4 protein-coding genes are annotated in these 17,388 nt (G+C 51.5%); all 4 read left to right on the top strand.

Annotated elements, in window-relative coordinates; all coding sequences use genetic code 11:
* The first annotated feature begins 49 nt into the window (after positions 1-49).
* On the top strand, positions 50-3,670 hold the full coding sequence (locus AC3ISQ_RS15605; protein WP_489347946.1) for an Ig-like domain-containing protein: 3,621 nt from the start codon (positions 50-52) through the stop codon (positions 3,668-3,670).
* A 297-nt stretch (positions 3,671-3,967) separates the two neighbouring features.
* On the top strand, positions 3,968-7,948 hold the full coding sequence (locus AC3ISQ_RS15600) for an Ig-like domain-containing protein (RefSeq protein WP_489347944.1): 3,981 nt from the start codon (positions 3,968-3,970) through the stop codon (positions 7,946-7,948).
* Between the two features lie 333 nt (positions 7,949-8,281).
* Positions 8,282-11,623: an Ig-like domain-containing protein gene (locus tag AC3ISQ_RS15595; RefSeq protein ID WP_489347942.1), complete on the top strand. Its 3,342-nt coding sequence runs from the start codon at positions 8,282-8,284 to the stop codon at positions 11,621-11,623.
* A 271-nt stretch (positions 11,624-11,894) separates the two neighbouring features.
* On the top strand, positions 11,895-17,138 hold the full coding sequence (locus AC3ISQ_RS15590) for an Ig-like domain-containing protein (RefSeq protein ID WP_489347940.1): 5,244 nt from the start codon (positions 11,895-11,897) through the stop codon (positions 17,136-17,138).
* Positions 17,139-17,388 lie beyond the last annotated feature (250 nt).

Raw genomic sequence — 17,388 nt, 5'->3', positions numbered from 1 at the left:
ATCCATAAGAATAAGTACTTTACTCTCTAGTAATAAGGATATTTTTATCATGAGTAACTCGAACATGAAATCCCTCACGGAAAGAGCAGATCCTCTTGATCTATTACTGTCACCAATGACAACCACGGAAAACGAAGAGGCCGTGTATTTCCCAACGGCAACAGGCAGCAATACTGCTGTTAGCGAAGAGATGGTACAAAACACTGCTGTGACTGAATCATCCGCTTCGGCAGCGACAGAAAATAACACTATCACCACACCAGTAACGGCACCTGCGACTAACGTGGCAACCAGCGCCCCACAAAGTCCGGCGCCCTTGCAATCTACAAGCCTGCAATCTACCGGCCGCCCATTATTGGGTGATACGCCGCAGTTGCCGATCACCAAAAACGCCCACAAAGGTCTCTCGGGGAATGGTGAGGCGCGCAGTACTATCGAAGTGTATGACAATGGCTTCTTCTTGCTGAAAACCACCGTTGATGCCAATGGCCGCTGGAGTTTTATCCCCGGTAATGCGTTGGCGGATGGTGAGCACAGCTATCAGATACGTGCGATTGACCGTGCCGGTAACGTCGGGCAATTTTCTGCGCCTTATCAATTTATTGTCGATACTCAGGCGCCGGACCGCCCATTGATCACCCAGTTGGCTGACGGTGACAGCATACTGAACAATGGTTCTGCCACCCATAATCTGCGCCCGACGTTGGGTGGCGATGCGGAAGCAAACAGCACCGTGAGCATTTATGGTAATGGAGTGTTGTTGGGATCGACGATTGCCGATGCGTCTGGGCACTGGGTGTTCAGCCCGACCACGAATCTGGCCGAACAATCGTATAACTTTACCGTAACGGCCACCGATCGCGCGGGTTGGGTCAGCCCGGCCTCCAGCCCGGTGAACTTGTTGCTGGATGCGACTGCACCCGGCAAACCGGTGATCACACGGGTGATGGACGACGAAGCTGGCCACGCGGGGATCATTACTGCGGGCAGCGAGAGTCTAGATAAAACGCCGATCTTCAACGGTACAGCCGAACCCCTAGCAGTCATCAAACTGTATGATGGCAACATCTTGATCGGTGAAACCGATGCTGACAGCCGTGGGCGTTGGACCATCGATGTGGAGGTTCCGCTGGCGAATGGCAGTCATAATGTGACCGTCACGGCGACCGATGCGGCAGGGAATATCAGTGTTGCGAGTGATCCGTTTGTATTCAGCGTGGTATCGATAGTGATGGGTACCCTGACCATTGATGGCATGAGCAAAGACAGCGGTGTCAACGATCACGACTTTGTGACCGCGGACGGCACTGCCGGACGAGGTATCTACGGCAGTATCAGCGATCCATTACAGGCAGGGCAGAAAGTACAGGTTTCGCTGGACGGCGGTGCGACTTGGCATGACGCGGTGGCTAACGGCACGTCTTGGGCCTATACCGATACCGCTGCTCATTCGGCGGACTGGATAGTTCAAGCGCGGATTACCGATGGGGAAAGCAGCAACACCGTACAGCAGGCGGTGAGTTTTGTCAGTGGTGTCCCGATATCTGACGGAGGTTCAGCAGGTACACCGGTGATCATTGCCATTCCTGAAGCCGAAGGGGGTTATACCTTTGATGAGATCGGTAATGGGGCGACGCTGAGGGTGTCGCTGGCCAACACGCAAGCCAAAGCTGGCGATACGCTGAATATCCGCTGGGGGGTGAAAACGGAGGATCACGTACTGACGCACGCCGAGGTTGCTGCGGGTGTGGTTGAGGTTCCTGTCTCACCCCGGACGACTCAAGGGCAGGCGGAGCAAGCCGGGCTGGACACCGCGTTCTCGGTGCAAGTTCGGTTAGTGAGTGACGGTCAGACGGGGGAATACTCGAAGCCTTTCCCGGTGAGTTTCGGTGGCCTGGATTATGAGTCAACCTCCTTCAATGCGGTGAGAGTGACGGCTATTCCGGATGCCGTGGGAGGGTACACGGCAGAGAAAGCGGCAGATGGTTCGAACATGACGGTTTCACTGCAAGGCAGTGGTGCCAAAGTGGGGGACACGCTGCATATCGTCTGGGGCACAACCACCTATGACCAGCTATTGACACAGGCCAATATCACGGCGAACAGTGTGACTGTGACGGTGCCTGCACAACAGACGCAAACCCAGGGCGGTATCAATGACTTTAGTGTGACGGCTCAGATCATCGACCAAGATGGGTTAGTGGGGGCGTTATCACCCAAGTTTGAGGTGGTAGGGGCTGGGGAACGCCTAGTACAAAAGCAGATATTTGGTATGAACTCTGTTTTTACAGCCAACACTAATTTGAATGGTTACGTAAGTGACATTGGTGGGTTTACGGTCACTGGCACGAATACCACCATAAAAAACTTACCAGCTACTGCTATTAATCCTGATGCTTCTTTCATGTATGTTGCGGCCAATACGACGGCAGTGATGATGTTTGACGATGGGCGTAGCAGCGTTTCCCTTGGGGTAAAGATTCTGAATTTTGAATGTAAATATGAGGCTATTAAGGTATTCGATGTGCATGGGGCGTTGCTGCATACCCAGTACTATAGCAACTCACCTAACTTCGTTTACACAACCTCCGGTGAACTGATTGGCCGGCTTGAGATTGTGGCGGGGAATTCGGGGGTCACCTATATAGATACCATACAGACTGAGAAGACCGTTCACCGCTCAGATGTTTACACCGAGGTGGTTGAGCAAGGGCAAATGTTTAATAACGGTACATTTGCTGATAATACCAGTATGGCTGAGTATCACAGTGAAAGTGGTGGATTTATTGTAGGGGGCCCCAATATAAAAAAGGCCAGCAGTAGCCTCTGGCCGCAAGCCGCCGCTGGTTCGCTGTTTATTGCACAAGATGGATGGGCTGAGTTTGTTTTTGACGATGGGCGTAGCAGCGTCATGCTATCACTCACTGGGATTGACGCGGGTTATAATAACTACGCCCTTATCAAGGTGTACGATATTGATGGTCATTTACTGAGTGAGCAGTACGTGAGTAACCCACAGGGCGTGACAAGTGCGCAGACCTTTAGCTACACCACTGACGGTGAACTGATTGGTTGGGTGCGAGTGGTGGGGGATGCGGGGGGAGTCTATATCCTAGGTATTGGAACCAACAAGGTGGTTTATACCGATATTCCGCTGGGCGATGTTATCGACCATAACTGGGAAACCTACTACGGCACAGCGGGCGACGATGTAGTGAGCATATCGGTCGATCCATTAGCTTACTTTGCTCAACAGGGCGCAGAGATCCACGGGGGGAATGGGGTCGATACCCTGAAGCTAACCGGTGCAGGACAAGTTCTGAACTTGAGCGGCTTAAGCGGCTTTAACGATGCCGGTAAGATCAGCGGTATCGAGAAATTTGACATCACCGGTACTGGCGACAACACGCTGAAAATCTCCCTTAACGATGTGCTGAACCTGGGGCAAACCGATTTGTTCCTGAATGACGGCAACGTGCAGGTGATGGTTAACGGTAACAGCGGTGATCGAGTGGTGTTATCAGGCCTGCATGACACGGGTGTGGCATCGGGTCAATGGGTGGCGGGTAACACAGTGTCGATCGATGGGACGCAATATCAGGTCTATCAAAATAGCGCGATGCATGCCGAACTGTTGGTGCAAAATAACGTCATCATCGAACTGATGTAATGTGATTAAATAAAACATAACTATTGATGAAATAAATCACGCCACCTGAGAGTTATCTTGGGTGGTGTTTTTTAAGCTATCTAAATTTATTGAACTATGACGAGTTAAGTTTATTTATGGTCACTTAAATTAATTTAACTGGTCAGGTGTAATAGGCTATTTTATTTTTTCCTGACGGTAATCATTCATCAAAATGATTAGTTTGACATGTTGTTATAGACGTTTAACCAAGCCCTGTACTTATTTAATACCATAAGAATAAGTACGTTATCATCTAGTAATAAGGATATTTTTATCATGAGTAACGCGAACATGAATTCTCTCACGGAAAGAGCCGATCCTCTGGATCTATTATTGTCGCCAATGACAACCACGGAAAACGAAGAGGCCGTGTATTTCCCGACGGCAAATAACGCTATCACCGCACCAGTAACGGCACCTGCGACTAATGTGGCGACCAGTGCCCCACAAAGTCCGGCGCCTTTGCAATCTACAAGCCTGCAATCTACCGGCCGCCCATTACTGGGTGATACGCCGCAGTTGCCGATCACCAAAAATGCTTACAAAGGCCTCTCGGGGAACGGTGAAGTCCGCAGCACTATCGAAGTGTATGACAATGGCTTCTTCTTGCTGAGAACCCCCGTTGATGCCAATGGCCGCTGGAGTTTTACCCCCGGTAATGCGTTGGCGGATGGTGAGCACAGTTATCAGGTACGAGCGATTGACCGCGCCGGTAACGTCGGGAAATTCTCCGCACCTTATCAATTTATTGTCGATACTCAAGCGCCGGATCGCCCGTTAATCACCCAGTTGGCTGACGGTGACAGTGTACTGAACAACGGTTCCGCCACCCATAACTTACGCCCAACGTTGGGTGGTGATGCAGAAGCGAACAGCACAGTTAAAGTTTATGGTAATGGGGTGTTGTTAGGGTCGACGATTGCGGATGCGTCTGGGCACTGGGTGTTCAGCCCGACCACGAATCTGGCCGAACAATCTTACAACTTTACCGTCACCGCCACCGATCGTGCGGGTTGGGTCAGCACGGAGTCCAGCCCGGTGAGTTTGCTGCTGGATGCGACTGCACCAGGCAAACCGGCGATCACACAGGTGATAGACGACGAAGTCGGCCACCCGGGGATCATTACCTCAGGCGGCGAAAGTGATGACAATACACCGATGTTTCATGGTACGGCGGAACCCCGTGCGGTGATCAAACTGTATGATGGCAGCACCTTGATCGGTGAAACCGAAGCCGATAGCCGTGGGCGCTGGACCCTTGATGTGGAAGTTCCGTTGGCGAATGGCAACCACAGCATCACAGTCACGGCGACCGATGCGGCAGGGAATACCAGCGTAGCGAGTGATGCCTTTGTCTTTACCGTGGTTCCGGTGATGGGCACCTTGACTATCGATGGCATGAGCAAAGATAGCGGTGTGAACGATCATGACTTTGTGACGGCGGACGGTACTGCGGGGCGCGGTATTTACGGTAGCCTAAGTAATGAACTCCGTGTAGGGCAGAAAGTGCAGGTTTCACTGGACGGCGGTGCCACTTGGCATGACGCAGTGGCTAACGGCACGTCTTGGGCTTACACCGATACCTCGGCGCACAACAGTAACTGGACTATTCAGTCGCGCATTATTGATGGTCTGGGCAATACCAATTACGCACAGAAAGACGTCACTTTGCTGATGACTGTAAGCGCCCCGGGTATTACCAGTATTCCTGATGCTGTTGGTGGATATACCGAGCAAAAAGCCCTGGATGGCTCTGATGTGACAGTCTCACTGCAAGACACAGGTGCCAAAACTGGGGATACACTGCGTATTCAATGGGGGAAAGAGACCGTTGATCATGTACTCACACAGGCCGAAATCGACGCACACAGTGCGACGTTCAATATCCCTAGTGAGAATACCGTCCGTCAGGGAAGCAGTTACGATTTCACTGTTACCGCGCAGATTGTGGCACAAGATGGGGTTAACTCTTCGCCATCCAACAGCTACAAAGTCACGGGTAGCGGTGTATTGATGATTGGTAACGAATCGTTCGATAGTTACACCGGTGGTGGCTTTGTCAGTGATAGCGCACACTTCACCATGACCACAGCTGGGAGATACGTGGGTCTGCTACCTGCGGGCAAGCGTGGGCCGCAAGAGAGTGACGGTCAATACGTTTACATTGGTGATGGTTCGAGCGCGATGAATAACTCATATATCACGCTGAACTTTGATAAACCGGTCAAATCGATTTCTTACTTCCTGTGGGGGCTGGAGAATAACAGTGGTAACGGTTCTTGGTTGGAGGTTTATGACACTAACGGAACACGTATTTATAACCCATTGATTAAATACTCTGATGCAGGGATGGCTGTAACCAGTTATTCCGATCTTTGGGCCGGTCAGGTCAACTACACGGCACCTGCCGGGGTCACCATCGGTAAAGTGGTTATCTATTGTGATAAGAACGGGGTAGTGGTTGATAATTTCTCCGCGACTTATGTGGAGCATGTGCTTGATCCACAAGATGCTGTTGCCCATCATCAACCGCAGATCACCGATATCCCGGATGCGACCGGGGGGTACAACACCGAGAAAGCGGCAGACGGTTCGGACATGACGGTATCACTGCAAAACACAGGTGCCAAGGCAGGGGATACACTGCATATCGTTTGGGGGCACACTACTTATGATCAAGTGTTGACGCAGGCGGACATCACGGCGGGTCAACTGACGGTGCATATCCCTGCCCAGCAGACTACGTCTCAAGACGTGAAGGGGGCTTTTGCAGTAACGGCACAAATCATCAGTAGCGAAGGGGTGATCGGTACACCCAGTGCCGCCTTTGTTGTCAATGACGATGTGCTCACGGTGTTGAGTGATAATCTGCAGAGGGCGCCAGCAAACAGAACTTATTACGGTAATGACATTATTATTACCAGTAATACGAATATTTATCATATAGGTAATGATGGCACAACGCAGCCGGGGATCGGAGTAGATAATCCAAGCAGCAACTACTTTAACCTGACGTTCGTCAAACCAGTCGCACAATTTGAACTGGATATCACCGGGTTTGAAAATAATGCGGGCGGTTCACGAGTAGTGATTTACGACGTTAGCGGCAACATACTGTTCGATCAAAAAATATTACAAGACAGCTCGGGTGGGGTATCCGGCCATAGCAAACACTTCAGTTACAGTGCTCCTGAAGGGAGTGAAATTGGCCTAGCAGTAATTTATGCCGATGGGGCCTTAGGCGGGCTGGTTCTTGATAATATCTCCTTCCAACAAATTAACCCGATTAACCAGACTTTCGATAACTTCGAAACTGCAGTGATGGGAGCGGGTAATATTTATGCGGGTAAAGGCTTTACCGCCAGTGGCGCTATTTCAGTCAACACGGTTGCACCTCATGTGGCGGGCAGTAAAGCCCTTGCCATCACTGGTACAAGCGGTGTGGATAAGTCAGCCGCTTTTGTTTTAGATAACCCGAGCAAGCTGGTTTCCTTCTGGGTCAGTGCCCTGAACGAGATGGGTGTGACGGTGAAAGCGTATGACGCCGATAATAACCTGCTGATCAATAAGACCATTTACCCGACAACTGCGGGTATGACTCATTACGAAGGCATAAACTATCACGGTGAAGTGATTCTGACGGTACCAGAAGGGCAGGCGATCAGTAAAATCGTGATGAATACTACCGATAATTGGTTGAATATCGATAACTTCCTGACAGAGCCAGTATCCACAAGTGGTGAATATCACCTTATCGATCATAACTGGGAAACCTACTACGGCACAGCAGGCGACGATGTAGTGAGCATGTCGGTCGATCCATTAGCTTACTTTGCTCAACAGGGTGCAGAGATCCACGGCGGTAACGGGGTCGATACCCTGAAGTTGACCGGTGCGGGTCAGGTGCTGGATTTGAGCGGCTTAACTGGCTTTAACGACGCCGGTAAGATCAGCGGGATCGAGAAGTTTGACATCACCGGCACTGGCGACAACACGTTGAAGATTTCCCTCAACGACGTGCTGAACCTGGGGCAAACCGATCTGTTCGTGCAAGACGGCAACGTGCAAGTGATGGTTAACGGTGACAGCGGTGACCGCGTCGAGCTATCGGGCCTGCATGACTCGGGTGTGGCATCGGGTCAATGGGTGGCGGGTAACACCGTGTCGATCGATGGGACGCAGTATCAGGTTTATCAAAACAGCGCGATGCATGCCGAACTGTTGGTGCAAAATAATGTCACCATCGAACTGATGTAATGTTATTAAATACATTATAAATATTGATGAAATAACCACACCACCTGAGAGTTGTCTCAGGTGGTGCTTATTACATTATCTGAATTTTTATTGATCTATGACGAGTTAAGTTCATTTGTGGGGGCTTAAATTAATTTAACTGGTCAGGTGTGATATTCTTTTTTATTGTTTTTCAATGGTAAACATTCATCAAAATGATGATGTGTTGTCTATTGATATTATAAAAGTTTAACTGAGCTATATACTTTTGTATTTAATAATAAGGATATTGGTACCATGACGCCTATAAACTCAAATATGAGACCTCTCACTGAAACAGATCCTCTAGACCCATTGTTATTATCAACCGCCCCTTTGAAGTCTACCGGTCGCCCATTATTGGGTGATACCCCCCAATTACCGATCACCAAAAACGCCCATAAGGGCCTCTCGGGGAGTAACGGTGAAGTAGGTAGCACTATCGAAGTGTATGACAATGGGTTTTTCTTGCTGAAGACTACCGTTGATGCCAATGGCCGCTGGAGTTTTACCCCCGGTAATGCGTTGGCGGATGGTGAACACAGTTATCAGATACGTGCGATTGACCGTGCCGGTAACGTGGGGCAATTTTCTGCGCCTTATAAGTTCGTTGTCGATACCCAGGCGCCGGATCGCCCGTTGATCACGCAGTTAGCCGATGGCGACAATATGCTGAATAGCGGTGCCGCCACGAATAACCTGCGCCCAACGTTGAGCGGTGATGCGGAAGCGAACAGCACCGTGAGTGTTTATGGTAATGGCGTGTTGTTGGGGACGACGACAGCGGATGCCGCTGGGCACTGGGTGTTCAGCCCAGCCACAGATCTGGCTGAACAAACCTACAACTTTACCGTAACGGCCACCGATCGCGCGGGTTGGGTCAGCTCAGAGTCCAGCCCAGTGAATTTGCTGCTGGATGCGACAGCGCCCGGCAAACCGGTGATCACACAGGTGATGGACGACGAAGAAGGCCACGCGGGGATCATTGCCGCAGGCAGCGAAAGTGATGACAATACGCCGATGTTCAGCGGTACGGCGGAGCCTCGTGCAGTCATCAAACTGTATGATGGCAGCACCTTGATCGGTGAAACCGATGCTGACAGCCGTGGACGTTGGACCCTTGATGTGGAAGTTCCGTTGGCGAATGGTAACCACAGCATCACGGTCACGGCGACCGATGCGGCAGGAAATACCAGTGTCGCGAGCGATCCATTTGTATTCAGCGTGGTATCGATAGTGACGGATAGCCTGACTATTGATGGCATGAGTAAAGACAGCGGTGTGAACGATCACGACTTTGTGACGGCGGATGGCACTGCGGGGCGCGGTATTTACGGTAGCCTGAGTAATGAACTCCGTGATGGGCAGAAAGTGCAGGTTTCACTGGACGGCGGTGCCACTTGGCATGACGCGGTAACCAACGGCACCTCTTGGGCTTACACCGATACCTCGGCGCACAACAACGACTGGACTATTCAGGCGCGAGTGACTGATGGACAAACGTCTAATACCGTACAACAGTCGGTTAGCTTTGTCGGGGGCGCACCGACCATTCTAGCCATACCGGATGCGGTAGATGGTTACACTACCGCGAAAGCGGAAGACGGCTCACAACTGACCGTCTCATTGGCAAATACCACGGCCAAAGCCGGTGATACGCTGAATATCCAGTGGGGTGCACAGACCTATGAGCAGGTGTTGACTCAAGCCGATATTGATGCGGGCGTACTGACGGTCAACGTCCCTGCCACCGTCACTCAGGCACAAGGTACAGAGAAGGACTTCTCGGTCAATGTCAAATTGGTGGGTGAAGGGCATCTGGGGGAATACTCAACAACCTTTCCGGTAGAAGGCTCAGGGGTTCCACAAACGTGGTCACAAGACTTCACCCATCTGCCTGCTAATACCTCTGCCAACAATATGTATTTTGCTGATGGGGGGCTCACCGTCACTGGCACCAAAGTATCAATATATGGAAATTCGTTATATGTCGGTGCTGTTTCCGCTGCAACATCTGCAACGAATGGCAGTGCGATGCTGACTTTTGATCACAATGTCAGTTTTGTTCAGTTGAAAATGCACGGTATTGAAACGAACAGTGGCAACTATGCCAGAGTTATTGTCTATGACATGGCCGGTACCGTGCTAGAAACCCGAGATATCTATGGCTCAGGGGGCTCGAAAGATACGGTCCAGACTTACAGTTATACGGCAGCAGAAGGTGTCGCTATCGGTCGCATCGAAGTCAAAGGGGATACCTATGGCGCATTGATCACCGAAGTGATCACCCGTGGCCTGGTTGAGAGCAGCGAACCTTCGCATGTAGAGAACCTCGGAATACAGATTACCGATATTCCGGATGCAACCGGGGGTTACAACACCGAGAAAGCGGCAGACGGTTCGGATGTGACGGTATCACTACAAGGTAGCGGCGCTCAAGTTGGGGATACGCTGCATATCGTGTGGGGTAATACCACTTATGATCAAGTGTTAACTCAAGCAGATATCACTGCCAGTAGCCTGACTGTCAATGTGCCATCACAGCAGACGCAGGTACAAGGTGGCATTAACGACTTTACTGTTACCGTGCAAATTATCGGCCAGAATGGGGCGATCGGGAAGGTTTCGCCAGGGTTTGACGTGATAGGCATAGGGGTCGAGACAGAGCAAGAACAGGTGTTTAACATTAGTAAGTTTTCTAGTGGCTCAAGTTTGGATGGTTATGTCAGTGAAAACGGCGGGTTTACGATAACGGGGCGTAATGTCAAAAAAGGCGCCAGTAGTGCTTGGTGGCCGCTGGCGGAAACGGGCTCTATGTATGTTGAGTCAGGTAAGACCGCGACGGTTATGTTTAGTGATGGTCGTAGCAGTGTAACTTTGGATATCACCGGGATTGAATCGGGTAATAACAACTACACCGTTATCAACGTATATGATATTCATGATGTTTTATTGAAAACGAAAAAGCTGAGTAATCCGAATAATATAAATATTCCGTATTACAACCAGTCTGCGCAAGTATTCAATTATACCGCTGAGGGAGGGGAGTTGATTGGTAGGGTAGAAATCACAGGAGACGATAATGGAACGCATATACTGAAAATTAAAACCAGTAAGTTTGAGCATGGCACGGATGTTGCCAGCACTAACCTTATCGATCACAACTGGGAAACTTACTACGGCACAGCGGGCGACGACGTAGTGAGCATATCGATTGATCCATTAGCCTATTTTGCTCAGCAGGGTGCAGAGATCCACGGCAGTAGCGGTATCGACACCCTGAAACTGACTGGCGCAGGCCAGGTGCTGAACTTGAGCGGCTTAAGCGGCTTTAACGACGCCGGTAAGATCAGCGGTATTGAGAAGTTCGATATTACTGGAACGGGTAATAACACGCTGAAAATCTCCCTCAACGACGTGCTGAACCTAGGGCAAACCGATTTGTTCCTGAATGATGGCAACGTGCAAGTGATGGTTAACGGTAACAGCGGTGACCGCGTCGAGCTATCAGGCCTGCATGACACGGGTGTGGCACCGGGTCAATGGGTGGCGGGTAACGTGGTGTCGATCGATGGGACGCAATATCAAGTGTATCAAAATAGCGCGATGCATGCCGAACTGTTGGTGCAAAATAACGTCATCATCGAACTGATGTAATGTTATTAAATGCATTATAAATATTGATGAAATAATCACACCACCTGAGAGTTGTCTTGGGTGGTGCTTATTACGTTATCTGAATCTTATTGATTCATGACGAGTTAAGTCTATTTGCGGGGGCTTGAATTCATTTAACTGGTCAGGATTAATATTCTTTTCTATTGTTTTTACAAAAATATTTACTGGGATGGTAAGTGTTACCCGTTGATATTATAAAAATTTAACCAAACCTTGTGCTTTTCTATTTAATAATAAGGATATTGATATCATGAAGCCTATAAACCCAAGTATGGGACCTCTCACTGAAGAAACAGACCTCCTAGATCCATTGCTATTACCCACTGTACCCTTACAGTCTACCAGTCGCCCATTACTGGGTGATGCCCCCGAATTGCCGATCACCAAAAACGCCCATAAAGGCCTCTCGGGGAATGGTGAGGTGCGCAGTACCATTGAAGTGTATGACAACGGTTTCTTCCTACTGAAAACCACCGTTGATGCAAATGGTCGCTGGAGTTTTACCCCCGGTAATGCATTGGCGGATGGTGAGCACAGTTATCAGATACGTGCGATTGACCGTGCCGGTAACGTGGGGCAATTCTCCGTGCCCTATCAGTTCATTGTTGATACCCAAGCACCGGTTCGCCCGTTGATCACGCAATTGTCTGACGGTGACAGTGCACTGGCCAATGGTTCCGCCACGAATAACTTGCGACCAACGTTGGGCGGCGATGCGGAAGCAAACAGCACCGTGAGTGTTTATGGTAATGGTGTGTTGTTGGGGACGACGACAGCCGATGCCGCTGGGCACTGGGTGTTCAGCCCCGCCACGAGTCTGGCCGAACAATCTTACAACTTTACCGTCACCGCCACCGATCGCGCGGGGTGGGTCAGCCCAGAGTCTAGCCCGGTGAATGTGCTGTTGGATGCGACAGCGCCTGGCAAGCCGGCTATCACACAGGTGATGGCGGACGAAGGGCAGTCAGGGGAGATCAGTGCCGGTGGTGTCAGTCACGACACGACGCCGTTGTTGAGTGGCACGGCAGAAGCTCGCGCCATTATCAAGGTGTACGACGGCGCGACATTACTGGGTGAAACGGATGCGGATAGCCGTGGCCGCTGGAGCTTTGATGTTGAGGTGGCGCTGGCGACGGGTAATCACAACATCACGGTCACCGCCACGGATGCGGCGGGGAACACCAGCGTGATGAGTGACGCTTTCACATTCAGCGTTGAGTCGTATATGCCCCCAAGTGCGCCGAGCATTACCTCGGTTGATGATAATACCAGCGGTACAGAAGTCTTGATCCCGAATGGGGGCATCACCAAAGACGGCACGCCGGTGTTGCACGGCACGGCACCTGCGGGGCTGACGGTGAAGGTGTATGACGGCAGCACATTGTTGGGGCAAACCTCGGTAGATGCGCAGGGCAGTTGGGTGTTTACCGTACCGATGCCTTTGCCTGAAGGGACCCACACCCTGACGGCCACGTCGGTTGATGTCAGCGGTACCGCCAGTGTGTCCAGTAACAGCTATCAGTTAACGACGGATTACACCGCGCCCGATAAGCCGCTGATCAGCCAGGTGATCAGTGATGAAGGGGTGATTGGCCCAGTTGCGGCTGGGGAGAGTACCGAAGATAGCACGCCGCGGGTGGTGGGGACGGCGGAAGCCAACGCACGCATCACACTCTATGATGATAATGGTAGCCGTTTGATCGGTGAAACAACGGCGGATGCCAGTGGCAACTGGTCTTATCAAGTCCCGGCAGGCAGTGCGCTGGCTGCAGGAAGTCATAGCCTGACTGTCACCGCGACGGATGCGGCAGGGAACCTCAGTGTACCGAGCAATGCTTTTGCGTTCAGCGTCGAGTTATATGTGCCGCCAAGCGCGCCAAGCATTACCTCGGTTGTTGATGATACCAGTGGTGCAGTACAAATCCCCAATGGGGGAGCCACCAAAGACAGCACGCCAGTGTTACATGGCACGGCACCCGCAGGGGCAACGGCGGTGAAAGTGTATGACGGCGACACCTTGTTGGGTCAAACTCAGGTCAATGCGCAAGGAAACTGGGTGTTTACCGTGCCGATGCAACTGTCGGAAGGGCTTCACAGCCTGACAGCCAAGTCGGTTGATGTTCGTGGAACCCCCAGCGGACCCAGCAACAGCTATCAGTTGACGACGGATTACACCGCGCCCGGTAAGCCGGTGATCAGCCAGGTGATCAGTGATGAAGGGGTGATTGGCCCGGTCACTGTAGGGGGGAGTACCGAAGATACCACGCCGCGGGTGACGGGGACGGCGGAAGCTAACGCACGTATCACACTCTATGATGAAAACGGCAACCGCTTGATCGGGGAAACGATGGCGGATGCCAGTGGCAACTGGTCTTATCAAATCCCGGTCGGCAGCGCATTGGCTGCAGGAAGTCATAGCCTGACGGTCACCGCGACCGATTCGGCAGGGAACCTCAGTGTACCGAGCAATGCTTTTGCGTTCAGCGTTGAGACGTATGTACCTCCAGGAGCGCCAAGCATAACCTCGGTTGTTGATGATACCAGTGGTACCGTCCAGATCCCCAATGGGGGGGTTACTAAAGACAGTACGCCGGTATTGCACGGCACGGCACCTGCAGGAGCAACGGCGGTGAAAGTGTATGACGGCGACACCTTGTTGGGGCAAACCCAGGTCAATGCGCAGGGCAATTGGGTGTTTACCGTGCCGATGCAACTGTCGGAAGGGCTTCACAGCCTGACAGCCAAGTCGGTTGATGTTCGTGGAACCCCCAGCGGGCCCAGCAACAGCTATCAGTTGACGATGGATTACACCGCGCCCGATAAACCCGTGATCAGCCAAGTGATCAGTGACGAAGGGGCGATAGGGCCGGTTGCAGCAGGGGGGAGTACCGAAGATAGCACGCCACGGGTGACGGGGACGGCGGAGGCCAACGCACGCATCAAACTCTATGATGATAATGGTAGCCGTTTGATCGGTGAAACGACGGCGGATGCCAGTGGTAACTGGTCTTATCAAATCCCAGCCAGCAGTGCATTGACGGTAGGGGGCCATAACCTGACGGTCACGGCGACCGATGCTGCGGGGAACCTCAGTGTACCGAGTAATACCTTTGCGTTCAGTGTCGAGGCGTATGCGCCCCCGAGTGCGCCAAGCATTACCTCGGCAGTCGATGATACCAGCGGTGCCGTTCAGATCCCCAATGGAGGTATTACCAAAGACCGCACACCAGTGTTGCACGGCACGGCGCCTGCGGGATTGACGGTGAAAGTGTATGACGGTAGCACGCTGTTGGGGCAAACCCAAGCTGATGTCCAGGGCAACTGGATATTTACGCCGGGGGCATTACCGGAAGGGCTCCACACGTTGACGGCCAGGTCGGTTGATGTTCGTGGTACCCCCAGTGAACCCAGCAACAGCTATCAGTTGACGACGGATACCCTCGCACCCGGTAAGCCGGTGATCAGCCAGGTGATCAGTGATGAAGGGGTGATTGGTCCGGTCACATCAGGGGGGAGTACCCAAGATAGTACGCCACGTCTGACGGGGACGGCGGAAGCCAACGCGCGCATCAGACTTTTCGATGATAGCCGTTTGATCGGTGAAACGTTTGCGGATGCTTATGGCAACTGGTCCTATCAAATCCCGGCAGGCAAAGCGTTGGTTGTAGGAAGCCACCGCCTAGCGGTCACGGCGACAGATGCAGCGTGGAATACTAGCGTACCGAGCAATGCCTTTGGGTTCAGCGTCGTGTCCTTAGCCCCCCCGAGTGCGCCAAGTATTACCTCGGTAGTCGATAATACCAGTGGTGCCGTCCAGATCCCCAATGGGGGTATCACCAAAGACCGCACACCGGTGTTACACGGCACGGCGCCCGCGGGGTTGACGGTGAAAGTGTATGACGGCAGCACATTGTTGGGACAAACCCAGGCCAATGCCCAGGGCAATTGGGTGTTTGCGCCGGGGGCATTGCAAGAAGGGCTCCATACGTTGACGGCCAAGTCGGTTAACGGCAGTGGTATCGCCAGTGGGCCGAGCAACAGTTATCAGTTGACGACGGATTACACTGCGCCTAGTAAGCCGGTGATCAGTCAGGTGATCAGTGACGAAGGGACGACGGGCCCGATCACAGCAGGGGGAAGTACTGAAGATACCACGCCGCGGGTAACGGGGACGGCGGAAGCCAGAGCGCACATCAAACTCTATGATAGTAATGGTAGCCGTTTGATCGGGGAAACGGATGCGGATGCTTATGGCAACTGGTCCTATCAAATCCCGGCCGGCAGCGCGTTGGCTACAGGAAGCCACAACTTGACGGTCACGGCGACGGATGCGGTGGGGAATACTAGCGTACAGAGCGATGCCTTTTCGTTCAGGATCGTTATTGATACTATCACCACCACGGTGATAAGTGATGAACTGCAAGCGGCCACGAGTGGCAATGTCTATTACGGCAATGGTTTTACGGTGACGGCGAACACCGCATTATATCATCACGAAGCCGATGCTAGTTCAGTATCCGGGTTGGGTATTGAGAACCCGATGTTGTTTTTGCGCACCAATTATATGCAGTTCAATTTTAACCAGACGGCCAGTCAAGCATCCTTCTGCATCAGCGGGATGGAAAATTGGGGAGCTGGGGGATCGATTATTGAGATCTATGATGCGCAGGGGAATCTTCTGCACCGTGATGCTTCGCTAGTATCCCATACCTATGGAACCATAAACTGGGTGGATTACTCCTACACAGCACCCGCAGGGCAAGAGATAAAAACCATCAGGGTATACGGTGATGGTTGTGCTGGTGATGCTAGTGCTGGTGGTGGGATATCGGTCAGCCAATTCGTTTACACCCAGATTACCCACAGTGGAGTGCAGGGTATTCGCCTGTCAGCTGATGAATTAGCCGCATTGCAGGCGGATGTTGACACGACGACCCAGCATGATGCGTTGCAACCAGTTGAGCCACAGACGTCTGTTGCGCAGCCCATCATTGATCACCATGGGGCAACCTACCAGGGTACAGCAGGGAGCGATGTGGTGAATATGTCGGTCGATCCATTAGCCTACTTTGCTCAACAAGGTGCAGAGATCCACGGTGGTAACGGGGTCGATACTCTGAAGTTAACCGGTGCGGGTCAGGTGCTTGATTTGAGTGGATTAACCGGTTTTAACGACGCCGGTAAGATCAGCGGTATTGAGAAGTTCGATATTACTGGAACGGGTAATAACACGCTGAAAATCTCCCTCAACGATGTGCTGAACTTGGGGCAAACCGATCTGTTCCTGAATGATGGCAACGTGCAGGTGATGGTTAACGGTAACAGCGGTGATCGAGTGGTGTTATCGGGCCTGCATGACACAGGTGTTGCACCGGACGAATGGGTTGCAGGTAACGCGGTGTCGATCGGCGGGACGCAATATCAGATTTATCAAAACAGCACGATGCATGCCGAATTGTTGGTGCAAAATAACGTCACTATCGAACTGATGTAATGTAAATAAATAAAATCTAAGCATTGATGAAATAAATACCACCAGGACTTTTCTTGGGTGGTATTTATTCATTTGCCTACTAGATTCATTAAACTATGACGAGTTAAGTTTTTTTGTGTTCTAAATTAGTTTAACTGGTTAGGTGTAATATATTATTTTTATTGTTTTTTGATGGCAAGCATTCATCAGGGTGATTGGTATTACATGTTGGTGTTATATACACTTAATCAAACTATATAGTTACCAATCA

The sequence above is a fragment of the Serratia sp. KH_031 genome, assembly GCF_057839655.1.
This window is presented reverse-complemented; position numbering and strand designations above follow the sequence as displayed.